Raw genomic sequence first — 26,412 nt, 5'->3', positions numbered from 1 at the left:
GAGCGGCTATGTCAACATCACCACTGACCGTTTTCCTGGTGTTTTTACGCCTTGGTCTGACGTCATTTGGGGGGCCGGTAGCTCATTTAGGTTATTTTCGGGCTGATCTGGTCGAGCGGCGACGCTGGCTCGATGAAGTAATGTATGCCGACCTGATTGCGCTGTGCCAGTTTTTACCGGGGCCGGCCAGCAGCCAGGTAGGGATTGCGATTGGCACGATACGTGCAGGTCTGCTGGGCGGATTAGCAGCCTGGCTGGGATTTACGTTGCCGTCCGCCTTGATCATGATCGCTTTTGCCTACGGCATTGCGCTGTTGGGTGATGTGGCCGGCAGTGGCTGGTTGCATGGCTTAAAAGTGGTGGTCGTGGCAGTGGTGGCACAGGCGGTCTGGCAGATGGGGCAGCGGCTCTGTCCAGACCGGTTGCGGGCAAGTATAGCAGTTATTGCCGCTGTGATCCTCGTGATCTGGTCAGATGCTCTTGTGCAATTGCTGGTGATTGGGGTCGGCGGGCTGATCGGGTGGCGCCTGCTCCAGTTCCAAACGAACAGCAATTCTGTCATCAAATCGCCGATTATGCCGCGTATCGGTATGCTGTTCGGTTTGCTCTTTGCTATCTTACTGGCCGGTTCGTTAATCATCACCTCGTTCGGCGGCAATCCAACGCTGACTCTGCTGGCGGGTATGGTACGTAGCGGCTCTCTGGTATTCGGAGGTGGGCATGTGGTGCTGCCGCTTCTGGAGCCGGTTGTAGTTGGTGGCGACTTCATGAGTGCGGAGACCTTCATCGCCGGTTATGGCGCTGCGCAGGCCGTACCAGGCCCATTGTTGAGTTTTAGTGCGTATCTGGGCGCAGTGGCATCAGCGTACCCCGCCGGTTGGGTTGGCGGGATATTGGCCCTCGTTGCTATCTTTCTGCCCTCGTTTTTGCTGGTGTGGGCAGCATTACCCTTTTGGGCAACCCTACGCGCCCGGCCCGATGCGCAGGCCGCTCTGGCTGGTGTGAATGCAGCCGTGGTAGGGGTTTTGCTGGCAGCCTTGTATCAGCCAGTGATAACCAGCGCGATCCGTGGCCCCTTTGATGTGGCACTGGCGCTAGGTTCTTTTGCTGCGCTACACCTCTGGCGCATACCACCGTGGGCAGTTGTGCTCCTCTGCGCACTGATCGGTGGTTTCGGATGGAGTGGCCAGTAATCAATCAGGCCAGCGCATCAGATCGGCCACCTCACTCTGCCCAACCGGGTGCTGGCCGCGCTCAATAGCTGTGCGCAGCCGTGTAATCCGGTCTGCCGAAGGTGTTGAGGTTTGCCGGTCGAGCCAGCGATTGAGTGCCTCGACGTACAGCATTGTCAGATCGGTCGGTTCGGTAGCAAGTGGAATCAATTCGGCCAGCGTCGCCTGTAATCGCCCCCGTGCAGCCGGCCAGTCGATAACATCGGGCATCGCCTGGATAGCGTCGAGGAGACGGGTGGCACGGGCGCAGACTTCTTGTCGTTCAGAGGGAGGCGGCGGTGGCGGCGGTGGTGGTGATGCGAGAGATGGTGACTCTTCAACCACATTGTTACCGCTAAGTATGGTTGTCATGCGCTCGAAGCCGGCCTTCAGCAACTGTTCCATCTCACGACTGTAGTGCAGCCAGGCGCCGATCTGCATACCGGCGGGGTCGGGAATATCGCGGCTGCGCCCGGCCAGTTCGCCAAGCGAATAAATGGTGGCCTGCGGATAGCGACTGCGCAGTACACGGGCAATCCCGCTATCGACTGCGATGAGCAGGTGAGCAGTATGCGCCAGATCATCGGTTAACGACCGGGCCACGTGGTCGTCGATGCTCAGACCCATAACAGCAAGCGCATCGCGAGCTGCCGGCTGAAGCGGATCGTCATCGTGACCAACAACGCCAGCCGATGCAATCTGCCACGTGTGACCTCGTTCCTGAGCCAGACGACGTAGTAAAGCCACCGCAATCGGCGCCCGGCCAGTATCGGCAGCGCCGATGATTAGAATAACCGGTGTTGGAGAAGGGTGAACCTGCTGCATACCCATGTGTCATTCCCTATCTACCTGCACACTTGCTGCATTGTAGCATAACGTCATTGTGGGTTGTCCGAAATGGCAGTGGTTGCCGTCATCTGACGCCGAAGAGGTCCGCATACCCACATTCCGGCTAACCCCCTGCATCAGAAAAATACTCACGTCACCTCTACGCACTACCCTCTCCCTCCTTATCCTTGCAGGACAAGAAAGGGTGCCAGCCCTCAGTTACGCACTTCCACTCACACCCGATCTGCACCGTACAGCCCCCTCTTCCCCCATCTTACTTTTCTATCTCCTACTTTCCTATCTCCTACTTTCCTATCTCCTACTTTCCTATCTCCTACTTTCCTATCTCCTACTTTTCTCCCCCCTCTTGACCAACTCAGCGACTTATGGTATGTTGCTGCCGTTCCCGTATCAATGGCGATAAGGGAAATTCATGTTCATACACCCGGTTGTGTATGAATGTGCGCTCCGCAACAGGACCACGCTCGTCCTGTTTCTCGTCACATGCACTGTGACGATGCGATTCCGTGTTGAATGGCGTTCGTCCCCTGTTTGGGCGACGCCCGGAGGGACAACTGCATGCCGATGCATTCGACGTGCCGGCGGTGCGCTTTGATCGCACCACTCTGGCTGATCGCCGTAATGCTCTCGCTACTCGCGCAACCAACGCCGCTCTTCGCTGCTCCCTCACTCGTGCTACCCACTCCCCCCGGCGAACCATGGCGGATTATTCAAGGGTATGCCTGCGGTACCCATAATGGTTGGGATCGCTATTCCCTTGATCTGGCGCAGGTACACGGTCCGACGTATGATGCACCAATTCGTGCTGCGGCGAGTGGTACGCTATGGCACTGGGAAGCTCGTAGCGGTACCATCATTCTTTCCCATGGCAACAACTTTTTTACAATGTACACACACCTGAGCCGACCAGTCACTACTGAACGTGGTCGGTTTTTTGCAGTTGGCGAGGTGTTGGGGTATGCCGGTGATCGGGGTTCACCCGGCATTCCTCATCTGCATTTCACCGCCTTCACAGCCGGTGCGAACGGTTGGAGTGGCCGGCAATCCATTCCGCTCAAGTTCGCTGAAGGCTACGATTTGCCGGAGATCGGTGGCTGCAATCAGCACGGGGGCAAGGTCCTGACCGCAATGGCATTGCAGGACCCAATCATCACCTTTACCAGTGCTGCGTTGCCGGGTGGATGGTACAGTGCCGATCATCAGATCGATTTCAGTGTGGCCTGGGGTGGTGGCGGTCTGAGTCAGGCGTGGAATATGGAACCTCCCGCCGATACGCCAATGTTCCCCGGCGCATTTGATGGCTATGCACGGCTGGCCGATATGGGGGAGGGCTGGCATACGCTCTACGTGCGGGCCTGGGGACCTGATGGCCGGCAAACGCTGGCCAGTTATGGGCCGCTTGGTTTTGACTACTCGCCGCCGGTGCTGACCGTAACTCCTGCCGAATTACACATCGTGCAGACGCAACCGACCGTGGTAACCTGGCCGGCAGCAGAGGACGCCTTATCCGGTGTGTCCGGCTATCGCATCTATCTCGGCCCGGACCCAACCGGCGAGAGTGAGTGGTTTGTTACTGAACCAACGCTGACACTGCCCACACTGGCACCCGGCGTCTACGTCTTGCGGGTCAAACCAATTGACAATGCCGGCAATGTTGGTGCGTGGCAAACCGTGATGACGATCCGGGTGGAATAGTGTCGGTTGGATGTCAGGGAGAAGGGGCAACTCCGGCGTCGCCCCTCCTGATTGGCCGGATGTGTGGGCGGGTGGTTCTTGAATCCCAGACGCACTTCTCATTGTGTCACCTGGAAGAGAACAGGCACCTCAGTCACCATCCGGTGAGGACATAGTACCGATCTTCCCTACCATCGGCGGTACGTCAGGTTTGTTGCTTGATTATGGTGATGACTGGTTGTAACAGGTTCCGGCCATCACCGCCGCACCACCACCGGCGTACCGACCGGTGCCCACTCGTAGAGCCATGCCGCCGCTTTGAGCGGTAGATTAACGCAGCCGTGACTACGACGAACACCAGTGCCAAACTGGTTGTGCCAGTATGTTCCGTGCAGAGCGACACCGCCAACAATGTACATGGCATGAGGAACCCGCGGTACAACCCAGCATTCACCACCGGCGCAACCGCGCATGGTCTGTTCGCGAACTTTGGCGTAAATGAAGAAGGTGCCAACCGGTGTATTGAAGCCATCACGTCCGGTTGAGACCGGTGCATCGAAGATGATTCGATCACCTTCAACCGCGTATAACCACTGGTCGCTAAGATCGACAACGATCAGCTTGCCGCTACGGAGTGCCGGTTGGGGGGGAGGTGCCGCAGCCGGTCGGGCAGTTGGTGCTGGGGTTGGTGATGGAGCCGGTGCCGGCGGAGCTGGTGCCGGTGCCTGTGGTTGTCCGCTGGCATCAACCGGTATCGCATTCCCGGCGGGAACCGGACGCAGATCGATGCCACGTAAGCGAGCGAGGGCACGGCCCAAATCGCCGATCTGAATCGCCTGTTCGGGAGTAGCCGGACGTGGATTCACCTCAAGCCGGGCGCGTTCAAAATACTGCACTTGCCGCAAAGCCCCACCGACGTATTCCCAGTGCGGTTCACTGATCGGCAACCCAAACACCTCGGTCGCCCCATGAGCTTCCCAGAAGGCGAGAAAAGGTGGGCCAAGGGTGTAGCCGGTCTCGGCGAAAAAGCGACGATTGGGGTTTTCGCGAGCGGCGGCGGAGGGTGGGGGAAATGATTTGCCCAGTGCAGCGATATACTCGGCACCTACTCGTCCGCGCAAGACCGCGTTGTTATAGGCGGGATGCAATTCCAGGCGACCGCGCTCGAAATATTGAACGGTGAGATCGCCTTCGCGCAATGGTGCGCTGATAGGCTGACCGAGCGTTAATGCACCTTCGCTTGATCGCCAGACCGACAGAAAGCCATAGGTATCATCGAGCCGCTGACCGGTGGCTACAAAATAGAGCGCACTGCTCTGGGCTTGTGCCGGCACGACTGCCAGTGCCAGTATGACTGCCAGCACCCAGCTAGTATATCGCATCATCGCCTCGCTTCGTTCCAGGCCCGAATCGTGATTGTATTATACGGCACGGCAAGCCATGGTACCATAGGGAATGTGGGTATCATCAACCATTGAGATGATCGTGCAATTGCCGACGGAATGAGTTGCTATAATACGGGCAACAAATACAGATAAGGAGCAGCTATGTTAGCCGATTTACACGACACTCTGGAAACAGTTCGTTCGCGCTATACCGACTTACGGGGGCATCTTTGACCTGGCGGCAAAGCAGGCTGAAATTGAGCAGTTAGAAGCCAGGGCCGCCGATCCCGATCTATGGAATACACCGCGCGTTGCGCAGGAGATCATGCAACGGCTCACCCGCCTGAAAGAAGAGGTGACGGCGTGGAATGATCTTGAACGGCGCATCGCCAGTGCAGCCGAACTTATCGAACTGGCCGAGCTGGAAGGTGATGAGTCGTTGACCGCCGATCTGGCCGCTGAAGTACAGGCCATTCAGCGTGAAGTGGCGCAGCGTGAGCTGGAAATCCTGCTTAGTGGCCCTTACGACGACCGTGATGCCTTTCTTTCGGTGCAGGCCGGCATGGGTGGGACAGACGCACAAGACTGGGCGGCGATGCTTTTGCGCATGTACACGCGCTGGGCCGAACGGCGAGGGTATACGGTCAACCTGATCGACATGAGCGAAGGCGAAGAGGCAGGAATCAAGAGTGCGACTATCGAGATTCGTGGCCCTTACGCTTACGGCTACGCCCGCGCCGAGGCCGGTGTCCATCGCCTGATTCGCCTGTCGCCGTTCAACGCTGCGCACACCCGCCAGACCAGCTTTGCGCGCGTCGAGGTGATGCCAGAAGTTGATGATGCGCCTGAAGTAGAGATCAAACCGGAAGACCTGCGCATTGATGTCTTCCGCAGTGGGGGTCATGGCGGGCAAGGCGTGAATACCACCGATTCGGCGGTACGCATTACCCACCTGCCAACCGGAATTGTGGTTACCTGTCAGAATGAACGTTCGCAGATACAGAACCGCGAACTGGCCATGCGCGTGTTACGGGCGCGACTGCTCGAACGCGAATTGCAGCGTCAGGCCGAAGAACGTGCGCGACTCCGGGGTGAATATCGCGAGGCCGCATTTGGTAACCAGATGCGAACCTATTACCTCCATCCTTCAACGCTGGTCAAAGATCATCGCACCGATTACGAAACGAGCAACGTACAGGCAGTGCTCGATGGCGAGATCGATCCGTTTATTGAAGCCTTCCTACGGGCAAACGTGCGGGAGACGTGATGGAAATCAAATATACGCCGTGGCGCATGCGCTATATCAAGCGGGGTGAGACGCCGGATGAGGGATGCGTGTTCTGTGCAATGGCAACTGCCGACGGCACTGATGATGCCGAACGTCTGGTGCTCTACCGTGGTCAATATTGTTTCGTGGTAATGAACCTCTACCCATACAACACGGCGCACTTGATGGTAGTGCCCTATCTCCATGTTGCCGATCTCGCCGCGCTGGATCGAACAGTTGCCAGTGAATTATTTTACATAACTCAGCAAAGTGTCGGGATTCTGCAAACGGAATACGCACCGCACGGCTTCAACCTTGGCATGAACCTGGGGCGAGTAGCGGGGGCCGGTATCGCCGATCACCTGCACATGCACATCGTGCCGCGCTGGAATGGCGATACCAACTTTATGCCGGTGATTGGCGATACAAAACTGATCCCAGAAGCGCTCGACGAGACCTACGCCCGACTCCGGCCACACTTTGCTGCACTTAGCTCAGTGTCCGATCAATCAGCTCAACCAGATGATGTACCTCAAACGGCTTCTGAATAATCACTGCGCCTTCAGCCTCAAGATCGGCAAACCATGGCTTGCGGTTGAGCGCAGTGATCAAGAAGATCGGAATGCCATTATCTTGCAGACGTTCCTTAATACGCTGGAAGGTCTCAACGCCGTCCATGTTCGGCATCATAATGTCGCTGATAACCAGACTGGGTGAGAGGTGCTCGAGCATGCGCAGACCTTCGAGGCCGTCGCGGGCCAGCACAACATCGTAACCGGCGTTGCGCAGGGCAATGGAGAGAATGTTTTGGAGCCCCAGGTCGTCGTCGATAATAAAGATAGTACCCTTATTCGCTGGCATATCGATGTCCTTACCGGTTCTGAATGAACTGCGCCGGGATAATACAAGAGTGGATTGGCGTCGCGTTGAGCGCCATTATACCAGAGAGTAGACAGTGGGTTTGCATATTTAAGGAGCGTGACATGAATCTGTCTGTACCGGCTGTATTGGCCGAATATCCCTTCCACTACCGGATTGAGGTGCGGTTTCGCGATCTTGATGCACTGGGCCATGTGAATAATGCGGTGTACGCCACCTACTTTGAGTCGGCACGGATCGCGTACTATCAACGTCTGGTGGGTGGTTCACTCGACCGGTTGGGGATTATTCTGGCCGAATTGACGATTAGCTACAAGGCACCGGCCCATTTTGGCGACGAGTTACTGGTTGGCGTGCGGGTGAGCCGGATTGGTGGTAAGAGTTTTACAATGGACTATGCTATTGCACGTGTGGGTGATGGTGCCTTAATCGCAACCGGGCAGTCGGTACTGGTAGCCTATGACTACGCTGCCGGTCGTAGTGTGCCGGTCAGTGATGAATTCCGTGCGCGGGTGGCGGAGTTTCAGGGTGAGGTTGGGTGAGGGGGTGGGTTGTATTATCTGTCTACGAACCTTGGCTTTGCTAAAAAGACTCATGACCAATCGTTCAAAAAAGCAGAGGCGGTTAACCACCGCCTCGCGCCCTATTCCCGAAGAAACAGGGGGGATACACTTTCCTTGTATCATGCCTCGTTCATAGTGTCAATCAGAACAGATGAGCATTTTTAAACCTGCTTCATTCGCCAATTAAGGAAGGTCATCCAATCCGGCAGTACGCCAGATTTCCTGGTCTGGTTGGTCGTCAGTGAAATAGCTCATGCGGCGTTCAGCGAGACGCGATGTGCCACGAACGTATTGGCGGTACGAATTGCACGAAAAACGGGCGTCACAGTTGCGGCATACCCGCGTACCGAAGCGTTCATGCGTCCGTATACCAGGGATGTTCTCTTGCAACCGTTCGAGGGGCGGCGGAGAGAACTCGCCATTTTCGATTCTGTCTACCGTCTCGCCAAACGCAAGCACAGTGCGGTCCTTATATGCCGGGTCGTACTCGATGGGAATGAGAGGCTCCCAATCTTGAAGGGCAGTTTCCAGGGCCATCGGTTCGGGGTTCTCAAGTGCCTCCTTGATGGCGTGGGGAAAGGCGGTAGCGATGATCGCCATGGCGTCGAGCGCTTCACCGCGCAGCTCCTGCCAGATATGAGCATAGACGTTCAACTGCTGCTTGTAAAGTTCCAGGTTGGCACGCACATAATCGGCGTCATGCGTCTTGATGTCGTACATCACGGTCTGATCATCGGCGCGCAGGATGTCTACCACGCCTTCGATAGTGTACTCGCGTCCCTGTGGTGATCGCTGACCGGGTAGGCTCAGACGCACCTCAGTATCGGTGATGCGTTCAGCAATCTTACGCATACTGCGCCAGTAAAGTAACACCTGATCCAGAGCGGTCTTTTTCACGTCTGCCGTCAGCGTATGTCCGCTTTCCAGGCAAAGTTGCTTGAAGTTCTCCTCAAAACGCTGCCGAATAAAATCTTCAATATCGTTAAAAGGGTCTTCGGTCATAGCTTTCCTTCTTCAACAGCGCTCATTTGCTATCTGCCATCTGTTAGTTTGCGGCGGCGAATGATCTCGTGGTGCAAATCCTCTATCGTGCGATGCACCAGCGAGCCGAAGAACATCGTTTGCGAACGAGAAGGAACGAAACCGAACTTACGGAAAATCATGTACTGCCGCGGGCATGTCTGATAGAGCAGGTAATCGGCGGTGAAAGAGTACACTTTGGGCAACGTCTCATCGGTTGCGACAGCGTTGGGCAAACTGTTCAGGTCGAAATCAGCCAGGCGAGGTAGATTACCGTTCAAGATAGGTTTGAACGCTTCGTCCTGGCGCTGCCCGCGTCCGGAAAAATGAGCCAGGATGAGCAAATTCTGCGCCCGCGACAGGGCAACGTAGAACATGCGGGCAATATCAAAGGCGGTCATTCGATCAAGTGGTTCGCCGGCCGGGCGTGACAATAAGGGGCGTACCAGACGTTCGATGAGAGGAGCACCGTGGTCGCGTTTATCGAGATTGCCCAGCACTACGACCGGGAACTCCAATCCTTTGGCCTGGTGGATGGTCAGAAAGGGAATGCGTCCGCGTGGGAAGGGATTCTCCTCGTCTTCGCGCTCGCCCTCTTCCAGGCGGTAGAGAGCGAAGATGAAGGAACCGAAGAACATTCCCGAAAATTTGTGTTCACTGAGAATGGCAGCGGTCAGAATGTTGACACGTTCCTGCACGAAGCGTGCCAGGTATTGCGTTAGCAGTCCCAGATTGGCTACTGCGCCTTCGTCGCCTTGTCGTTCGGCACGGTCGAACATGGCTTTGAAGTGCTCAAAGCCCATCAACTGGTAGAACAGGTCGAGCAGGTTCCAGTCGAGTGAGGTTGCACGGCGAATAACATATTCCAGCGAAAGTGGTCGTCCCTCGCTGGCGCGCAGGAGCACGAGGCGGTCGAGGTATGCGCTAGACACCAGGCGGTGTCCGGTCTCTGAAAGTCCTGGTGCGTCAGCCAGGGCGCGTTTCATGCTTGCCGGATCGTAGAGCTGATCGGGAAGCCAGCGGTTGCGGGTCAGCACGGCTTGCAGGGCGGCATAATCGCTGAGGGCGCGCTGAATCTCGTCGCGGCGGTTCTGAATGAACTGCTTGAGTAACGGGTCGGTCTGCTGTAATTCATCAGCGCGGGTTTGAAGGGCCGTTAAGTAAACCTCAAAAGTTCGCAGATCATGTCCCCTCCCTTCGATTGTAGGGCGTCCGAAGATGGCAAGGAAGATGCCCAGTACATCTCTGGCTTCGTCCACTTCCAGAAAACGCCCAGCGCGTGGAGCATACACGTCCAGCCCTTCCGCTTTCAATGCAGCGATCATACGCTTCGCCTGTTCGGATTTGAGCGAGGGGTAGAGAAAGGCGATCTGATTCGGGTTTTGAACTTTCCCTGTCTCGATAAGGCGACGGACAAAACGGGCAATCTCCTGGCAAGCCTGCTCCGGCTCAGCGGGAGTGCTGGCTACTACGGCTGGCGCCAGGTCGTTACGATAGGCACGAATATTTTTAGGGATGCGGTAGACCATTCCATCTCTGTCTTGCCAATTGGTGTGATTAATAAAGCGTCCATAGGTTTCAACAATGTGGGAACGTGAGCGGTAGTTGATCTCCAGGGAAATGGTACGAGGTGTCTGGTTCAGATACTTCTGGCAGCGGGCTGGAAACTGGACAAAGTTTTCCACAGTTGCGCCGCGAAAGCGGTAAAGTGCCTGGTCGTCGTCTCCTACTACGCATAGGTTACCTGTTCCTTCTGCCAAGCGAAAGAAGATGCGTTCCTGGATAGTGTTGGTATCCTGATATTCATCCACAATCACGTGGCGAAAGACACCACCGGCCCCCTGGAACTCCTGTAAAACCTGGAACGCCTCGCGCTGAAGCAGGGCAAAGTCGGTTCTTCCCGCCTCTCGCAGGCTTTGAAGATAACCCTCGTAGAGCGCCAGCAGCAAATCTACATCTTGCGGTGAAAACTCGCCACGTACCAGGCTGGAAAGGCGCGGGCGCAACTCGGCGGGGTCAAGCAATTCTTCCGAGAAGCGGTTGAAGAAGGGGCGTAGTGCTTCGATTGCACGATGACGAGAAGCTGAAGGTTGCGTGTTCAAGTGTCCGGTAACGACTTCAGCAGCCGAACTGGGATCAAGGCCAGCAGCGCGGGTGACGATCTCCCAGTTGGCTCGTTCGTAAAGGTGGAAATACTGCCCCAGGTCATCCAGAAGCGCAGGCGAACGAGGCCGCTGGCGGTCGAGAAAAAAACGTCGTCGGTCGGTAAGTATACGCTGGCAGAGCGAATGTACTGTGCCAATGTACATTCCAGCCAGGTCATAAGGCTGGCCGGTCAGGTTGGTGACCAGACCGAGATAGGAGCGTAAACCATCGCTTAACTGTCTGGCTGCCTTCTCGGTGAACGTAGCAAGAAAAATCTCCTCGGCTTTCACTCCATAGTAAACCATCAAGTTGAGCGTTCGCCAGAGAAGGACACGCGTTTTGCCGGAACCAGGACCAGCAGTCAGGTAGAGAGGGCCATCTACGTGCAAGATAGCCTCACGCTGGGCATCATTAGGTGTGAAACCGCTCATCTCCCACAGGCGTTCGATGGGAGGAAGTTGTCGCCTGGTAATAGCAGTGAGATGTTGGTGAAAGGTGCTCACGATAGTGCTCTCCGGGTTAACAAGTCAAGCACACGCCCGCCGGGTTGCGTGCTGATGGCCGTGTAGCGATGAGCCAGGGCGATGGGAATTACGGCATCACGGTACAACTCTGTTTGCAATTGTTCGAGCAGTTGTACTGCCGTTGGTAAGTTGGGGTAACGTGTCCAGTCAGTCTTTTCCCGGATAAAATCACTACCCGGTTCTTCTTTCGATGGGTAAGGATAGGGAAGGGCAAAGACAAACGTGCGCCCTTGTTTGGTTTTGAAAATAAAGTCTTGCCCATAATACGTCTCAAATCCAAACCCACCTCTTGAAGGTTCGCGATTGGCTAAAATGTACTTGTAACGATACTCATCGTCTATTGCAAATAAGCGATCTGGGGGCAAAAATCGGTTGATTAACCCTAAATAGTCTACAATCTGTCCTTTTTTTTGCAAACCGATAATCAGCAGAGGAGGTTGGTGATATTTAGCCAGTCTGGTATTTACCTCGTGGAGGTAAATCATAATGCTGCGGTGTAGCCAGGCGGATGCACCAAAAATAGCTAGTGGCCCGTCTATGAAGAAAGCGATTTTGGTAAGCGTCAAAAACGCTTTTTGTTCAATAAACCGAATGTAATGAATAGGTATGAGATGCTCTAATACTATCATCAGGCGCGAAAGTGCTATCTGATTGGATTGATAATCAGTTACCTCTTCCCAAATCCGCAAGCAATCGCTTGGGTAGACGGGGGCACCGCAGTACGGACACATCTGAGGATCAAGTTTATCTTCTAATTCAACCGGGCCACGCTCACACGTGGGACATTTGTGCAATTTCAGTTTGAGGGGTGTGCCAGTGCCCAGATCTCCTGGTCGGCGGGAGGCCAGAAAGAAAAGAGTACTTCGCAAACTGGTGTGAAAGTTTTTAGGGTCAAAGCGCGTCTTTTCTGATAGCAATTGTTCATCCAGCGCAGCACGGAAACTATCCCGAACACTATTCTGTCCTTTGATGCGTACATTGGCACTTGGCAGGACAAAAGTGAGAGATGCATTCTGATCTTGCAAAGCAGCCACTTTGAATGGGTCAACAAAACGACCTTCCCGAAGTTTGGAGACATCTTTCAAGCTAAACAAAATCGCGCCTACTTTCAGGTATCCTAGTCTTGTGCTGGGTATTTCGTCGTCAAGTGCAGCCTCATAGTTGCTGCCATCGATTGCCAGAACAAGTTCTACGGGATTCGCCTGAGCAGCATGTGGTGGTGGTTTGAAATCACAAATCAAGTGTTGAGCTTCGGCCTCATCTGGCTGCGTCAGGTATTCGCAAGAATTCAGGAAGGACTGGACTTCAGGATTTTTGATAAAGTCTGCATGGGCAGTTTTGCTGGCACGCTCATTCTCATAGGGCATACGGTTACTCCTGATTGGCAGCCATGCGTTGACGTTCCGCTTCGGGGTCGAATTTGTCAATCTGAACAGGAATGACAAAGGGGCTGGAGAGCATTTTGACGCGAGCAAAGCCTACGTCTTGTGCCCGAATCAGCGAATCACCAAAATCCTCAAAGTCGTAGAATTGAGACAATTCTTTGACCTCGCGGGCATTGTTTAAATGAGTGATAAACCAGTTTTCTGTGTTTGCCAGTATGTTCGGGTGCATGGAAGAAACTTCCTGAGTCGCGTAGACCAGACTGATGCGATATTTGGCCCCCTCTTTTGCCAGGCGTGGCCAGGTCTCGGTCAGGTCCATGCCCTTGCCGATCAGGTTGTGGGCTTCTTCGATGTAAACAACAATGTTGGGAGGAGTTCTCCCTTCGACGAAAATCTGCATCGAGTTCTGGAAAATCTTCTGGGCAATCCGCGTACTTACTTTCTCACGAATACGTGCATCACCGACGGAAAGGTCAAGGATAACGATCTTGCCATCTCTAAGCAGTTCGTAAATCTCATCGGCGACTTCGGAAGTGCGGTTTGGAGAATGGTACTTGATGGCGTCAGTCAGGATTCTGTGGCCGGAGATGTAGGTATTTCCCTGACGTTGCGCAATCATGTTAATCAGCGTTTGCAAGGCGTCGTCAACCCAGTCTTTGCCGTTGCCGGAAGAACTTTTGAGCGAGGATTCCTGATTGGCAAGGCGCAAGGCCAGAAACCACTTCTTCGCCTGTTCGAGGGTCAAGCCTTGCGATGGATCAGGAAGATTCTCCCCTGCTTTACTGTTAACACTGGTCCGTATTTCCTTACTGGCATCAAATCGTACTTTCAAATTGGCAGGTGGCTCAAACCCGGCCACGTACAGCAAAGTCTTGTAGGCCGCAACGCGCACTTGCCAGCGCTTGTATTCACTGAACTCTCCTTTGTCAGGTTCGTCAAGAGAAAGGTTAACGAATGCCCGCACGTAGTCGGTGGTCACGCGGTTGGCCTCTTCCAGTTCACGCTGAATGATACCAAAGCCTTCATTGAGCTGCTCATAAAAATTCGTGCGCAGCTCGCGAAAACCCTCTGCTTCTAACATGCGGTAGCGCACGGTATCTTTGGGGTAAATATCGGCCAGGGCACCCTTGTCCTGCTGATTGGCATTGGCGTACTCGCCATTAATGTCATAGATGATCTGTCCGATCCGCGCCTGACTCGCATCAGCCACACGCTTAACTACTGAAACCATCTGCTTGATCATGTTAGATTTTCCGGTGCGAGTCATGCCCAATACGGCGGTACGGCGTCCCAAAAAGTCAGCCGGTTGCACGAAAACTGGAACTTTTTCCGCACGTACAGCGCGTCTGTGCAAGCGGTCGGTGGAGGTGTAACGTACTGTACCAATCTGAAATGGCTTGATTTCCCCTTTCAGACCCAATTGTTCGGCCATCTCCCGCGCAGCATTGCGTCGAATTGGGTCAACATAATTAACAATCGTTTCCAGTGCTTTTCCGTGAGGGCGATAAACATTCAGGCGCGTGGCCGTGGCAAAGGATTCTAAATCACTTCCCAGCCAGAGTTCATCCTGATCTACAAAAAATGTGCCTAACACACGGCATTTTAGTCCGCTAAACTGCATCTCGCTGCGCGTGATGTCATCCAGTTCGCGATCAGTGCCCATCGGGCTTTTCTGGTCTTTAAAGTGGTCAATTTTTGTGCGTACCAGGTCATCATCTTGGGGTAATTTAGCTGAACCCAGTACGCGCAAAAGAATCACTTCCATCTCATCTTCAGACGCTTGAGTGAGGTTTTGTGGATCGAAGGAAGCCGCTACCAGGAAGCAGTTGTGAGGGATGCCGAGTGCCTTATACTTCCACAGATCATTGGTCATCACATAGGCAAATTCGTAGTCAATGGCATATACCCAGCCGACAAAATTTTCAGATTGTAGTAGTTCTGCCAGAGGAGATTTTTTCAGAATAGAATTAACATTTTGCATCGATGTACTCCTTACGAATGACCATTAAGTTCTGGCAGTATTTCCAGGTTGGAAAGAATAACCTCTTTGCCGCGTTTCCGTTCCCGTAGCATCGAAAGGCTATACAGGAATTCAACATTAGAACGTTTGGTTCCATTGGACTGACTGGCAATGGCTTCACCGTATAAATACTCAACTCGCTCCGCTGAATCGTAGCTTAAGAGCCATTTGTCGGTCATATTTAGAAGAGTATCCCTTAACGCACTGTGGTCTTCTTCCTGAAAGTAATACCGATAAAGTGTATCTGCCTTTTCAAAAAAGGGTGGATCGAGATAGAAAAACAGACCTGACTCAGGCAGTTTACCTGTGCGTTGCTCTGACCGAATAGCCTCCAATCCCTCTTCCCATGAAAGGTTCCAAACCGCATAAACGTTATCCCGTCTGGCAGCGATCTGTTGAATACGTTTGATCAAGGTTTGGCGAGGAAAACGACAATCAATTTTGTATGGCGATGCTTGCGTCTTTCCTCCCAGTGGTCCTACTTCCTGACGCAGGATGCCTGAAAAACTGGTTCGGTTAAGAAACAGACACGTCCAGGCTTGTTCGCGAGTTGTGGATGGATCGCTTTGTTTGATCCTCTCCCATTCTTCTAATGTGATAGGAGCATTTTCAACTTTGTCAACTAGCCATTGAGTATCCCAGAACACCGTTTGCCAGAAACTGGCGATCCATGGATCGCGGTCAATCAGGATAATTTTGTCTACTTTTTGTCGTAAGAGTAAATGTAATCCGACGCTGGCCCCACCTGTAAATGGCTCAATGTAAAGCGTTGGGTGAAAAGCGTTAATCGTCAATGACTTCTCAACGTATAACGTCAAATGGCGCTTTGAGCCGGGGTATCGCAGAGGACTGTAGTATGGCATTGAAAATAAGTTATCCTCACAGCAAAGTAAGACTCTGTTTTCTTGCTATTATACACCAGTCGATGAGGGTAGGGAATAGCGGTTGAGTTGTATATAAAGTCACTACCGCCTCGTCCATTTCCCAACAACCCGGTTTGCATCGGAATGGGCGGATCATCTGGCGTATTAAACTCCGAGCCAGACACTTAGCAAGTGCCTGGCTCGACTGTCGACTCGATTGCTCTGTACGCCGGCTGCGACTACCAGCGTCGTCTTCCCGGCGAGGGATCATGCGCCTTACGCACGGCTACCATCTTTCACCCTGATTGCTGCCTGCGCAGGTGACAGCAATGATCCCGCGAGTAGAACAGGGATGGTCAGGTTGATGGTCATTCGCATTGGTAGGTGCTTCACTCATCACCGCCTGACCAGTGGCAGGAAGATCCGTCGATCCAACGTCAATATGGGTCCGCGAACCACATTACCAACAGACACGCGCACGGGCAACACGACTGTCTGCAACGGCTGGCCGCCGCCTGGGTCTGCGGTGATGGTGACAGTGGCCGTGTACACATTGCCCTCATTGAATGTGGTGGGGTTTGCAGTCAGGGTGAGCGTGACCGGTGTGGTACCACTGCCCGCGCTCAGACTGAGCCACGAACGATCACTACTCGCCGTCCAGGTCAGACTTCCGCTGCCGGCATTGATCACACTGACCACCGCCGATTGCAGCGCCGTCGTGCCCGGCGCGAGGTGCCAGTTTACCTGATCCGGACCTACCGCGAGATATGGCCCCGGCAGTTGCAGGTCGTCGTCCACAACCACGACCACGCTGGCACTGGCCGTCATTCCTCGACTATTCGTGGCCGTTAGCGTGATCGTGTTCGTGCCCACCAGCAAATCTGTTACCGAAAGTAACGGCCCGCTGCCCAGAACCTGCCCGCGCTGGTTGCGCCACACAAGCGATGCGCCATCCAACCAGCCATCCTGTAGATCGAAGGCTTCGCCGCTGAAATTGACGATCTGACCATACCGGATGCGCAGGCCGGTTGCCGGATTGAGTATGGTTACGCGCGGAGGCTTGTTTGCCACGGTGAACGGCGTGGTATCAGCTTGCGCCGTGTGGCCACCATCAGATGCAACCACGCGCAGTACGGCCCCGCCGCCGCTGAACAGCGCAGTGTCAATCTGTGCGCTGTTGCCAGTTACTCCAAGGCGCACCGGTCGGAACTCCGTCTCGCCCACACGCTGATAGAGAATGTCGAAGGTCAGTGGGTCGCCGTCAGGATCGTTCGCCGTCCAGTTGAGCGTGACCGTGCCGGTGACCGGGCTGGTTGCACCGCTGAGGGCAACGTTGCCGACCGTCGGTGGGTTGGCGCTGAGCGACCAGGTTGCCAGGGTCTGCCCATTAGCCCGCCGCACGATACGCACCTGGCGCGTGCCGTTCACATAGGGCACAGCCTGATCTATGCCAAGATCGTCGTCTTCGCCCTGCGACAACCCGCTGAAGGGATGGTCGGCCAGCAGCACACCGTTGCCATCGTAGAGTCGGATGGCATAGTCGCCGGGATTGAGCGGCGGCACACTGGCCGGATTGCTCATCCGCCGCACAAACAAGATCGAGGCCTGGCTGCCATCGGCGCGGAGATTGCCCGCAATGTACAGCCATTCGCCTGCTACCTGCGGCGTGCTGGATAACGCCTGGAGCTGCGGCGGGTTGGCGATCATATAGTTGTAGAGCGCCTTATAGGTGTAGTCGCTAATCCACCATGGATTACAGTAGCCGATGATGTCGTACCACTGATCGTTGGGCTTGATCGAGGGAGCGATCCCCAGGAACCCATCACCGCTATCGAAGCCTTCCAGCGAGCCAACCCCGATGCGGCTGTTTGCGTAGGGATAGCTGTAGTCCATGGGGCCGTCTTTCTCAGTGTTGCCGCATACCCTGGTGTCCAGCGCCGATCCTCTAAAGGGATGATGGCGGCCCAGCATGTGCGCGATCTCGTGCGCAGCAGTATCGGCGTCCCATGCCGCCCCGCTGGAGACACGCGCCCACGGGAAGGCCTGGCCGCGCACCTTAGCACCTGGTCCATTGGTAGAAATCAGGCCGTAGACAAACAGGCGGTCGCTGTATTTCCATGCCGAGCGCAGATAGGCGAGCAGGTGATTGGCGTAGCGGGTCGAACACAGGTCGCGCCGATCCACCACCTTGCCGTCTTCCCACGAGATGTAATCGTTACACTCGACATTGGTCATGTTCACACGCGAGCCGAGTCCTTCATCCATGATGTGCCAGTAATCCCAGGCGAGACCTGATCCACCGACTGTGTTGGCCAGGGGGAACATTCGCCGCACCAGTGAGACGGCGCCCATCACGTCACGCTGATAGTCGGGATAGAAAGTCTGATTGTTGAGTCGATACCCCAGACCGACCAGCGTCACTTTAAGCGCGGGCGAAGGCAGGAAGTTGAACGGCCCGGCGGTGGATATGTTGTCGTTGTAGTTTGGTTCCAGCGGGAACTGGTACGGGTTCACGATGGCCGTCAGTCTCAGATTGTTTTTGGTCGTCCACTCCCATGGCAACTCGAACAGAAAGCTATCATTGATGTTGTTGTAATCCTGAAAAACCTTGATGCGGATTTCGGTCCCGGCAGGGTTGACGGGGAGCAGCGGCCCGCCACTGCCGCCGTCCCACGAGCCGTAGAGCAGGGCCAGTACAGGTCGACTAACAGGCATTGGTGTGCGTACAAAAAAGCGCACAAACGTGCGCCGATTCTGAATGAACGGCACGCTGTAGGCGTCGTCCTGCACGCCCTGGGTTACCTTCAGTCCGACGGCAAACAGATTGATGCTGGGCAGCGCGGCGGCGTTGTTAGGCAGTCGTTGCACATTGTTGCCCTCCTGCCAGTACAGATGCGTGCCGTCGGTGGTCAGCCGGCTGGCGAGCCTGGCGCCGGTGGTGAAGTACAGCGCATCCACCTGACCTCCGCCGCGCGGGGTGCGCAGCAGAAAATCCGTGTTAACGCAGAACGGAGCGCAACCGGTTCGACGCCTTTCAAAGAAGTACAGGTTGTTGCCATCGGTGATCGGCGACAACACCACACGGTTGGGATCGGGGCTGCATGGGTTGTTGCTGCAATACACGGGAGCGCTGGTAGCTCCGCTGATGTTGCTATACGTCACTACCTTGTTGCCTTGAGCAATGAACACGGTGTCGAAGAAAAAACAGCTCAATCCGCTACACAGCGTGCGGCCGCCTTCGGCGTAGTAGCCGGTGACGCCGCCGGCGAGCAGTGTGGTTGCCAGCGTGTCCACGTCAAAGCGCCACAGATTGCCGCCCTGGATCCAGTACACAAAATAGCGCTGCACGACGCCGCCGAGAAACGAATAGCTCGTCTGCAGGTTAGAGGCACCGGTACCTGGACCGGTCATGAAGATGGCGACGCCGCTCGATTTCGGCACCCGATACAGCGTAGCGTAGTTGTTGCTGTCATAGGTCATGACAAATATGTGCGTGTCGTCAATTGCCAGTTCGGCGCGGCCTCTCAGCAAACCATTGACCAGCTCCGGCGTGTCGCCAGGGTTGGCATCAGTTGAGAGACGCATCAATCCGTTGGGACCAGTCCAGTATACGTAATCGTCATCGGCCACGATGTTTGATAGAATGCCAGGCGTATTGCAGGCTTGTGGTTCGCGGTAGAGATCGCGGGGTAGTCCACCACGTGTAGGAATACGTCGGATGGACTCCTCGTATGTCGTGCTCGGCGACACCGCGGCGGCATTGGGGCCGCAGGGCGGAGGTGCCCGGTGTGTGAAGAGTTTCGGGTCCCGCAAGTAGAAGCTGGTGACGTCGTCGGCAAGGGTTATTGGGACGTCCTGCAACTCTATTGTTGAGGTGACCCCGGCTTGGGCCTGCACCGCACCGGGCAGCAGCCCCGCCAGCAGGACGATCAGCGCCAGCCAATGCAGCGTGATAGGCGGAAAGCGTCGTGGTTTCATTGCTCTCACCCCTTCTCTTGCAAACGGCGGAACAGCACGGTCAGGTAGTCGGCGATCTGCGACTCGCTGCTCAGGGTCGGGGTATCGGCAGGGAAGCGCAGGAAGATGTAACGGCCATCCTGCAGGGCCTGCACTGCACGCAGCTTGCCCTCTGGGATGACCCAGGTGTAGCCTTCCTGCACGTAATCGGACAGGCTACTCACGGTTACCCCCGCCAGGCGATTGGCGGGGTTGGTGTCCATGCACCATTTGACCAGCGTCTCCTCACCGGTGTAAGCCTGCACCGTGAATGCTTCCTGCTGGGATGCGCCAGGCGGGGTGTAAAACCAGTTGCAAGCCGTCCAGCCGGACATGACGGTGTCCATCAAACTGTCGGGCGTCACGCCGATCATGCGCTGCAACTCGTCGGCGGGCACCAGCTCGGCACAGGGGATGGCGAGTGCTGCTGACGCAGCCGGCTGATCCGTGACCGACCCGACGGTGACGGCAGTCGTCGGCTCCGGCGGGATGGCTGCGGGTGTCGGTCCGGTCTGTGCTGCGGATTGGCCACCCCCGCATGCACCCAGGAGAATCAGGGCAAAAGCCGTGAGCAAAACCGATAGAAGCGCAAATCCGCGTCGCATATGGTCTCCTTCTGCAGAGCATCGGCCAGCAGGCCGGCAAAGGTCTTGAGGCCGGTTTCGTTCGGCGCGTTTCGATAGCAACCACCAGGGTGGCTTGTTCGCGGCTCTTACCCAAAGCGAGTGTGGATCGGCGCCGTGGTTGAAGTCCGCTACATTGCCAATCTCGCTGATAGCTCGGTTCTGGATGGCTGTACGCAGCCGGCGAGGTTCGTGCCATGCAGACAAAAAGGGTATTGCCCCGCCCATCTCTGCCTACGTCGCACTGGTCGCCCGCACTGCCGGGAGCGTCATCATTCGCGAAGTGCTACAACACAGCGAACAACTTACGACCAGGCACCGTTTCGACAGCATTCTGCGGGAGCGTCTGGCATAGCTTGCCGGTGAGGACAGGGTGGCCATTGTCAGCTACCTGTGGTGTGCCGCCCCAGACAGCCTGTGCCAACAGCACTGCGTCTCACAAACACCATCCATGTTTCGTCTTCCGATCTACTCCGTGAGCCAGGGCTATCTGTGTCCATGTTGATCGAATCTTGTTTGCAAAGGGTCACGCACAGCGTTACAATTAGCGTGACAAAGCGTGACAGAACCATGGACGAAACCGCCACACCTTCCTTCGGGGCCTGGGTGCGCCGGCGACGACGGGCGCTGGACCTGACCCAGGCCGAGCTGGGCCGGCGCACCGGCGCCAGCGCCGCTACCATCCGCAAGATCGAGGCGGATGAGCGGCGGCCCTCGCGCGAGCTAGCCGAGCTGCTCGCTACAGCACTGGCTGTGCCCGATGATGAACGTGCGGCATTTCTGCGCGCCGCGCGTCGGGCTGTTGCCGTTGAGCATCTGTCACCGGCTACGCTGCCACTCTCTCCGCCGTCGGTGGGAACGCCGCACAACCTGCCTGCGCCGCTCACCTCTTTTGTCAACCGCACGCATGATGTTGCCGCAGTCACGACTCTGCTGCGCCGCAGCGATGTACGCCTGCTCACGCTTGTCGGCCCACCCGGCATCGGTAAAACACGGCTCAGCGTCCAGGCCGCAGAGGTACTGCTGCCCGATTTCCCCGACGGCGTCTGGTTCGTTGACCTGGCGTCAATCACCGATCCGGCGCTGGCGCTGGCAACCATTGCCCGTCAGGTCGGGGTTTTGCCTCTAGCCGATGTACCACTGTCTCAACGCTTTCGCACCGCCCTGGGGGCAAAGCGCGTGCTCCTGGTACTGGACAACTGCGAGCAGGTGGTGGATGTCGCGACAGACATAGGTGAATTGCTACGGGCCTGCAAAGGATTAAAGGTTCTGGCGACGAGCCGGGTGCCGCTGCATATCTACGGCGAGCACGAATACGTTACGCCACCGTTATCGCTCCCACCACCGGGAACCCTGCCTGACCAGATGCCGGCGTTCGAGGCGGTGCAGTTGTTTGTGACCCGCACGCGCCAACACCGGCCAGCGTTCGTCGTGGACACTGCCAACGCTGGGGACGTGGCGGATATTCTGTACCGGCTCCAGGGCATTCCACTGGCCATCGAGCTGGCAGCGGCGACCCTGCGCCGCATGTCGGTGGCGGATCTGGCCGCCGCACTGCGCAGCCAGACGGGCTGGGTTGAAATGGTTCAGACCTCAGCGCGCGATCTGCCGCCCCGCCAGCGCACACTGTCCAACGCCATTGCCTGGAGCTACGACCTGATCGATCCAGACTCCCGCGCATGCTTGAGGCATCTCGCCGTTTTTGTCGGTTCCTTCACCCTGGACGCCGCGGCTGCGGTCTGTATAGGGGAGACAAATGCGTCCAGTCGTGCCCTGACACAGTCGTGGCTGGTGACCCTAACCGATCACAGTCTGGTTACACCTGAGCCTGATCGGTGGCGGTTGCTGGAAATGATCCGCGAGTTTGCCTGGAACCAGATGACTGTGGCCGAGCGCATCCAGGCCCAGAAGCGACATGCACGTTACTTTCACGACTTACTGACACAGTCAGCGGGCCAACCAGAAGCTATCGAACAGGATCACGACAACTATCTGGCTGCGCTCCACAGCTCGATTGAACAGGGGGAAACGGCGGCTGCGCTTCAGATGTGCTCTGCGCTGGCCTGGTTCTGGGAGACACACGGCTATGTGCGCGAGGGGCAGGCGTTAATCCGTCGTAGCCTGGCGCTGCCAGGGACGATGGATGCCGACCAGCGTATCAACCTGCTGTTCAAAGCGGCAAACCTGTCGTGGCAGTGCTACGATTTCACCAGCGCCGACGAGTTTGCCCATCAGGCCATTGCTCTCGCACAGGCGGAACAACCTGCACGGCTGGCTGCGCTGTTCAACCTGGTGGGGCGTATAAACATCGAACGTGGGGAGTTTAGCCAGGCAGAAACAGCGTTGCAGCGTAGCAAGGCGCTGGCGCACCAGCGGCCTGATCTGCTCAACCCCGGTTTCCCCACGCTGCAACTGGGCGAGGTAGCCTGGGCACGCGGCGACCTGGTCACAGCACGGGCGCTGTTCGACGAAGCCGCTACCTTGCTGCCCGACGCCGGGCCGGACCTGGCGCGTGCCATCCTGCACACCGACCGGGCCGAGATCGCTCTGGTGCACGGGGATACGACGACTGCACGGCGAGAACTGCTGCTGGCGCTACCTCACGTCCGCCAGCATGAGCGCCGGATACGCTTCTGGCTGGTCACGCTGGCCGGCTGGCTACTGGCCGATAGCACTCAGGATAACGCTGCCCTAAGCGCGCAGTGCCTGGCCGCCGAGGAGGGACTGGGTGAGCGCGGCGGGCCACTCTCGCCCATCTACCGGACGCTGATCGCCCAACGCCGGCAACGTGCGCGTGAGCGGATTGACGCCGCACAGTGGTCAGCCCTCTGGCGCACTGCACGCACGTGGACGCCGCAACAGGCGCTCGTATGCGCCGAAACCTGGCTGAAGCGTTGAGCAGATTTGTGTCAGGACGTATCACATACCAGTTCTCTCCCAACGCTACGGTTCATCTTTTTGCCGGATTGACAAGATATATTCGCGTCCATCTCTGCGGCGCCCGAATCAAGCCAGTACCTGCACCCACTGCCCTGCAAATTGGGAGATGGCTTGTACAGAGCGACTCTATTACTCGCGGATTGGCTGATACACGCAAGCGCGGACGAAGCAAGATGCTCCGCAAAACACGTTGCCGAACGGTATCACGCCGTGACCGCTGCGGGAACCAGCAGGTGCCGTCGGTGCGGCCCGTTCCAGGAACGCCGGCAGGAAGCGCAGTGGGATCGCCCGCGTTGTACTCCGTCACCCGCGCCGGCAGCCAGGTCTTCTGCACACTACTGTGCGCGGTGGATACCGCGCTGAAACACGGGCGTGCGTAGTGTGTGCAGCCAGCTCCCGGGAAAGGTTCGCCTGGTACGCGGAAGCTGCGCGTCATCGCTCTCGATCACAGAGGGAACACGTGTCGGGCAGCGCGTTAGCGTCTCGCGAAGAACTAGACCAACTGAACAGGCGAGAGCACGCCGTTCCGTCCGCGTCGTGCATGCCGGGTACTGGCTGCACCTGTGTGGCGTTGTGTCGGGCGATTGCGACTGGCTCGCCAACCAGCAGCGCCACGGCGAAACGTCCACTCCTGGCGAAACGCCAGCCAATTGGTGGCAATGATCATCATCAGGTGTTTCAGCAACGAGGGTAAGCAGCCAGGCCAGGGGCCTGCTTTCTGGGCATCACGTGTCTTCTGAATGGTGTTCGTGGGTCATGGTGCTGCCTCACCATACCTTTCTGGCACGCTCAGGGCAGGCCCCTCATAAAAAGGGCCAAAAGCCAGGTGCGGCAGCCATGCTCACGATCCAGTGCGTATCACGCTGTTGATTCTGCTGGGCACCGTATCACGCTGTTGAACCTGCTGGTCACGGCGATGCTATGGGTGCTCGTCACGTTCATAGAGTCTGTCAGGAATGAATGAGATCACTGGTCGTGAATGTTTTTGAAACAGGTTCTGGTAATGTCAGTCCTACCTTTGCGAAAGGTGCATGAACCCCTGCCGAATAATATCCGCCATAAGCTGGCGACGTTGCTCCAGGAACGTGAAATAGTCCATGGTGTACCACTGTTCAGGCAGGGCGTGAAAGCGATACATCTCTTTCAGTTCGGCTGGGGAAAACTGTTTTTCGTATTGTGGTGCGTATACAGTCGGTGGCTGGTCACTGATATCGATGTTATCGTGCCATTCGACCAGCGCATAGTTGGCTACCTGGTTGACGTCGCGCTGTTCGGTGATCTTCTGGCGTGCCAGATATTTACGCGGAAAGAGATGATGTCGCTCCAATGCTTCTTTCCTGGCCTGGGTATTGGGGTCTAACAGATCGCGAATCTTCATACGCGAGTAGAGGACCGGCCCATCCAGAATACATAGGGCGGCAATGTAGGCAGACTGACCGGTACTGCGAGCTGAGGCAGTAGCCAGATTGTTGGGAAGCGTGACCTTCCAGTAATCTGGAGTAAACACTGCATGAATTTCCTGCTCTAAAGCACGGATAAAATCGTCAGGATTGGTGTAATCACGCAGCAGTGCCAGATCCAGACTCATTCGAGACTCAGGTGATCCGGTATTGCGTCCGGTCAGTGAACTCATAAAGAACCAGCGGGCCATCAGATTCCGCAAAGTAGAGAGATCGAGCTGAAAATCACGTTTGCCGATCAGCCAGAAGGCATAGGTATACGTCAGAGCCGTTTCAGAGGTAATCATTTTCGGATGGATAAAGCCGGCTCGTTTAATCACCTTGATAAATTCATGCCAGTGTTGCAGGTCCAACACATAGGCTTGCGCTTCTTTCAGTACTGTGAACTGTTCATCACGCCGTTCAACAGAAAACTCGCCACTCTGCAGGTCTTTACCCCGTAAAATAGAATAGACATGCTCGAGTCGCGCACGGCGAAAGGCCAGAGCTACATCTACGCGCAGTAGCTGGTCGGGTGCAGGCCGGAAGTACAGGTTGTAGGGAGAAGGCTGCCTATCAGCGGGTTGTTGTCTGGTCTTGCGGGCAAAATCTTCCAGTTCTTTGCGCCCCTCGTCCCAAAAGACAGACATAAGCGTCAGGACAAAGTCGGCCTGGTTGAGTGTGCGACCACGGCTGTTAATGCGCACAAAGATTTCCGACACCTGCTCTTCATTGGCATTGAGCGAAATTTCCAACGCGGTCATTGGATAGTTGCTGAGGTTGACAACACGCTGAATAGCGGCGGGAATGCGTTTGCGGGTGTCAGCATCCAGTTCGTGACGCCTGGTCTGGCGGTCTAAAAATTCGGAAACGAAGGCGTATTGGTCAAATTCAGGTTGCCAGAGAATACTGATGTCGGCAATCCAGGATGGATCGCGCTCGATGGCAGTGTTAGTGACTTCAAAGCGATCCTCGAGAGGTGAAAAGGCGATTCTGATGTATCGGCGCTGGAACTCCTGATCAATAACAGGCTCGCCCCTCATCACTGCATACAGGGCAGTGAGGCGTTGCTGGCCATCAACAATGAGCAGGTGAGGCACCTTCTGTTTACCATGCGCACCGATAGTGCGGTGTTCACCAGGATAACCATTCTCTCAAAAGAGCAGGGTGCCGATGGGGTAGCCGCGATACATAGAATCGAATAAGTCGCGAACACGGGTGGTATCCCACACGAAGGGGCGCTGGATGTCAGGTAAGCCAATCTCGCCGATAGCGATGTCTTCCAGCAGTTTACTGACAGAATAATCAACTTTTTTGAACAACAGGTTGCTCATAATGGTCATCTCTCCTCGAAGTAAATAACGACATTACGCGGCAGGCAAACATTGGCATCACCAGACAGTGCGATAGTGACTAAAATAACCCCTTTGGCACGAATCTACGCATCTATCACCCACAGGATGCGACTAATCCCTTGTGGCGTGATAAGGGTGGCAATAACCTGATCAGTATCTATCAGTATTCTGCATGTGTAGTCAGAATATAGTGTTGTAGCAAGTTTTTTTGGCCTTTTTCTGAGGCTTGTTGGATCGAATCTGGTGGCATAGCATTCGTAACCCCTGATCCAAA

The 26,412-nt window shown here is 55.9% G+C and carries 17 protein-coding genes and 1 pseudogene; 6 read left to right on the top strand and 12 right to left on the bottom strand.

Annotation, left to right across the window (positions count from 1 at the left end; translation table 11 throughout):
- Positions 1–8 precede the first annotated feature (8 nt).
- Entirely contained in the window at positions 9–1,193 is a 1,185-nt protein-coding gene (chrA, locus tag CAUR_RS03815) for a chromate efflux transporter (protein WP_012256627.1), read from the top strand.
- Here the strand turns inward: chrA and CAUR_RS03810 are convergent, their stop codons facing one another.
- Positions 1,194–2,036, bottom strand: a complete 843-nt coding sequence (locus CAUR_RS03810) for an arsenate reductase/protein-tyrosine-phosphatase family protein (protein ID WP_242605056.1) — start codon at positions 2,034–2,036, stop codon at positions 1,194–1,196.
- A gap of 615 nt (positions 2,037–2,651) precedes the next feature.
- Here CAUR_RS03810 and CAUR_RS03805 point away from each other — a divergent pair.
- On the top strand, positions 2,652–3,755 hold the full coding sequence (locus CAUR_RS03805) for a M23 family metallopeptidase (protein WP_242605055.1): 1,104 nt from the start codon (positions 2,652–2,654) through the stop codon (positions 3,753–3,755).
- Between the two features lie 236 nt (positions 3,756–3,991).
- Here CAUR_RS03805 and CAUR_RS03800 read toward each other — a convergent pair whose 3' ends face one another.
- Positions 3,992–5,116, bottom strand: a complete 1,125-nt coding sequence (locus tag CAUR_RS03800; protein WP_012256624.1) for a L,D-transpeptidase — start codon at positions 5,114–5,116, stop codon at positions 3,992–3,994.
- A 165-nt stretch (positions 5,117–5,281) separates the two neighbouring features.
- Between CAUR_RS03800 and prfB the strand changes: the two genes are divergently transcribed.
- Together prfB and CAUR_RS03790 are read left to right on the top strand one after the other, a co-directional pair.
- Positions 5,282–6,386 (top strand): peptide chain release factor 2 gene (prfB, locus tag CAUR_RS03795; protein WP_242605053.1). Its coding sequence is split into 2 segments (ribosomal slippage): positions 5,282–5,350 and positions 5,352–6,386, totalling 1,104 coding nucleotides; the frame shifts between segments, so codons are not numbered across the junction.
- Entirely contained in the window at positions 6,386–6,937 is a 552-nt protein-coding gene (locus CAUR_RS03790) for an HIT family protein (protein WP_012256622.1), read from the top strand. The genes prfB and CAUR_RS03790 overlap by 1 nt, the downstream gene beginning before the upstream one ends.
- Here the strand turns inward: CAUR_RS03790 and CAUR_RS03785 are convergent.
- A complete protein-coding gene (locus CAUR_RS03785; protein ID WP_012256621.1) occupies positions 6,876–7,247 on the bottom strand; it encodes a response regulator in 372 nt (123 codons plus the stop codon). The two genes, CAUR_RS03790 and CAUR_RS03785, sit on opposite strands and share 62 nt — an antisense overlap.
- A 122-nt stretch (positions 7,248–7,369) precedes the next feature.
- Here CAUR_RS03785 and CAUR_RS03780 point away from each other — a divergent pair, with 122 nt between their 5' ends.
- Positions 7,370–7,807: an acyl-CoA thioesterase gene (locus tag CAUR_RS03780; protein ID WP_012256620.1), complete on the top strand. Its 438-nt coding sequence runs from the start codon at positions 7,370–7,372 to the stop codon at positions 7,805–7,807.
- Positions 7,808–8,011: 204 nt separating this feature from the next.
- Here CAUR_RS03780 and CAUR_RS03775 read toward each other — a convergent pair whose 3' ends face one another.
- The 7 genes from CAUR_RS03775 to CAUR_RS03745 all read right to left on the bottom strand — a co-directional run bounded on the left by CAUR_RS03775 (position 8,012) and on the right by CAUR_RS03745 (position 20,386).
- Positions 8,012–8,830, bottom strand: a complete 819-nt coding sequence (locus CAUR_RS03775) for a PD-(D/E)XK nuclease family protein (protein ID WP_012256619.1) — start codon at positions 8,828–8,830, stop codon at positions 8,012–8,014.
- Positions 8,831–8,859: 29 nt separating this feature from the next.
- Complete coding sequence (locus tag CAUR_RS03770; protein WP_012256618.1) at positions 8,860–11,496, bottom strand: ATP-dependent helicase; 2,637 nt, start codon at positions 11,494–11,496, stop codon at positions 8,860–8,862.
- Complete coding sequence (locus tag CAUR_RS03765; RefSeq protein ID WP_012256617.1) at positions 11,493–12,884, bottom strand: DNA double-strand break repair nuclease NurA; 1,392 nt, start codon at positions 12,882–12,884, stop codon at positions 11,493–11,495. The genes CAUR_RS03770 and CAUR_RS03765 overlap by 4 nt, the downstream gene beginning before the upstream one ends.
- Before the next feature lie 4 nt (positions 12,885–12,888).
- Positions 12,889–14,883 carry an ATP-binding protein gene (locus CAUR_RS03760; protein ID WP_012256616.1) on the bottom strand — a complete coding sequence of 665 codons (1,995 nt, stop codon included), beginning with the start codon at positions 14,881–14,883 and terminating at the stop codon, positions 12,889–12,891.
- A gap of 11 nt (positions 14,884–14,894) precedes the next feature.
- Positions 14,895–15,785, bottom strand: a complete 891-nt coding sequence (locus tag CAUR_RS03755) for a DNA adenine methylase (protein ID WP_012256615.1) — start codon at positions 15,783–15,785, stop codon at positions 14,895–14,897.
- A 396-nt stretch (positions 15,786–16,181) separates the two neighbouring features.
- A complete protein-coding gene (locus tag CAUR_RS03750) occupies positions 16,182–19,763 on the bottom strand; it encodes a BACON domain-containing protein (protein WP_012256614.1) in 3,582 nt (1,193 codons plus the stop codon).
- A gap of 5 nt (positions 19,764–19,768) precedes the next feature.
- The gene (locus CAUR_RS03745) at positions 19,769–20,386 is read right to left on the bottom strand and encodes a DUF3558 domain-containing protein (RefSeq protein WP_012256613.1); all 618 of its coding nucleotides are present in this window, start codon (positions 20,384–20,386) and stop codon (positions 19,769–19,771) included.
- Positions 20,387–20,974: 588 nt separating this feature from the next.
- Between CAUR_RS03745 and CAUR_RS03740 the strand changes: the two genes are divergently transcribed.
- The gene (locus tag CAUR_RS03740; RefSeq protein ID WP_012660508.1) at positions 20,975–23,302 is read left to right on the top strand and encodes an ATP-binding protein; all 2,328 of its coding nucleotides are present in this window, start codon (positions 20,975–20,977) and stop codon (positions 23,300–23,302) included.
- A 535-nt stretch (positions 23,303–23,837) separates the two neighbouring features.
- Here the strand turns inward: CAUR_RS03740 and CAUR_RS03735 are convergent.
- Entirely contained in the window at positions 23,838–24,014 is a 177-nt protein-coding gene (locus CAUR_RS03735; protein WP_157866378.1) for a hypothetical protein, read from the bottom strand.
- Positions 24,015–24,356: 342 nt separating this feature from the next.
- A pseudogene (locus CAUR_RS03730) lies at positions 24,357–26,117 on the bottom strand (GmrSD restriction endonuclease domain-containing protein).
- Between the last annotated feature and the right edge of the window lie 295 nt (positions 26,118–26,412).

It is taken from the genome of Chloroflexus aurantiacus J-10-fl (assembly GCF_000018865.1).
Lineage (GTDB): Bacteria > Chloroflexota > Chloroflexia > Chloroflexales > Chloroflexaceae > Chloroflexus > Chloroflexus aurantiacus.
Note: the sequence above shows the minus strand (reverse complement) of the source record. Positions and strands in the feature narration are given on the sequence as shown.

Excerpts from the sequence above, each read along its gene's own strand:
- CAUR_RS03800 (WP_012256624.1), bottom strand. The coding sequence starts at position 5,116 with ATGCGATATACTAGCTGGGTGCTGGCAGTCATACTGGCACTGGCAGTC.
- CAUR_RS03755 (WP_012256615.1), bottom strand. The coding sequence starts at position 15,785 with ATGCCATACTACAGTCCTCTGCGATACCCCGGCTCAAAGCGCCATTTG.
- CAUR_RS03740 (WP_012660508.1), top strand. The coding sequence starts at position 20,975 with ATGGACGAAACCGCCACACCTTCCTTCGGGGCCTGGGTGCGCCGGCGA.
- CAUR_RS03760 (WP_012256616.1), bottom strand. The coding sequence starts at position 14,883 with ATGCAAAATGTTAATTCTATTCTGAAAAAATCTCCTCTGGCAGAACTA.
- CAUR_RS03745 (WP_012256613.1), bottom strand. The coding sequence starts at position 20,386 with ATGCGACGCGGATTTGCGCTTCTATCGGTTTTGCTCACGGCTTTTGCC.
- CAUR_RS03775 (WP_012256619.1), bottom strand. The coding sequence starts at position 8,830 with ATGACCGAAGACCCTTTTAACGATATTGAAGATTTTATTCGGCAGCGT.
- CAUR_RS03765 (WP_012256617.1), bottom strand. The coding sequence starts at position 12,884 with ATGCCCTATGAGAATGAGCGTGCCAGCAAAACTGCCCATGCAGACTTT.
- CAUR_RS03750 (WP_012256614.1), bottom strand. The coding sequence starts at position 19,763 with ATGAAACCACGACGCTTTCCGCCTATCACGCTGCATTGGCTGGCGCTG.
- CAUR_RS03810 (WP_242605056.1), bottom strand. The coding sequence starts at position 2,036 with ATGCAGCAGGTTCACCCTTCTCCAACACCGGTTATTCTAATCATCGGC.
- CAUR_RS03735 (WP_157866378.1), bottom strand. The coding sequence starts at position 24,014 with ATGATGATCATTGCCACCAATTGGCTGGCGTTTCGCCAGGAGTGGACG.
- CAUR_RS03790 (WP_012256622.1), top strand. The coding sequence starts at position 6,386 with ATGGAAATCAAATATACGCCGTGGCGCATGCGCTATATCAAGCGGGGT.
- chrA (WP_012256627.1), top strand. The coding sequence starts at position 9 with ATGTCAACATCACCACTGACCGTTTTCCTGGTGTTTTTACGCCTTGGT.
- CAUR_RS03780 (WP_012256620.1), top strand. The coding sequence starts at position 7,370 with ATGAATCTGTCTGTACCGGCTGTATTGGCCGAATATCCCTTCCACTAC.
- CAUR_RS03785 (WP_012256621.1), bottom strand. The coding sequence starts at position 7,247 with ATGCCAGCGAATAAGGGTACTATCTTTATTATCGACGACGACCTGGGG.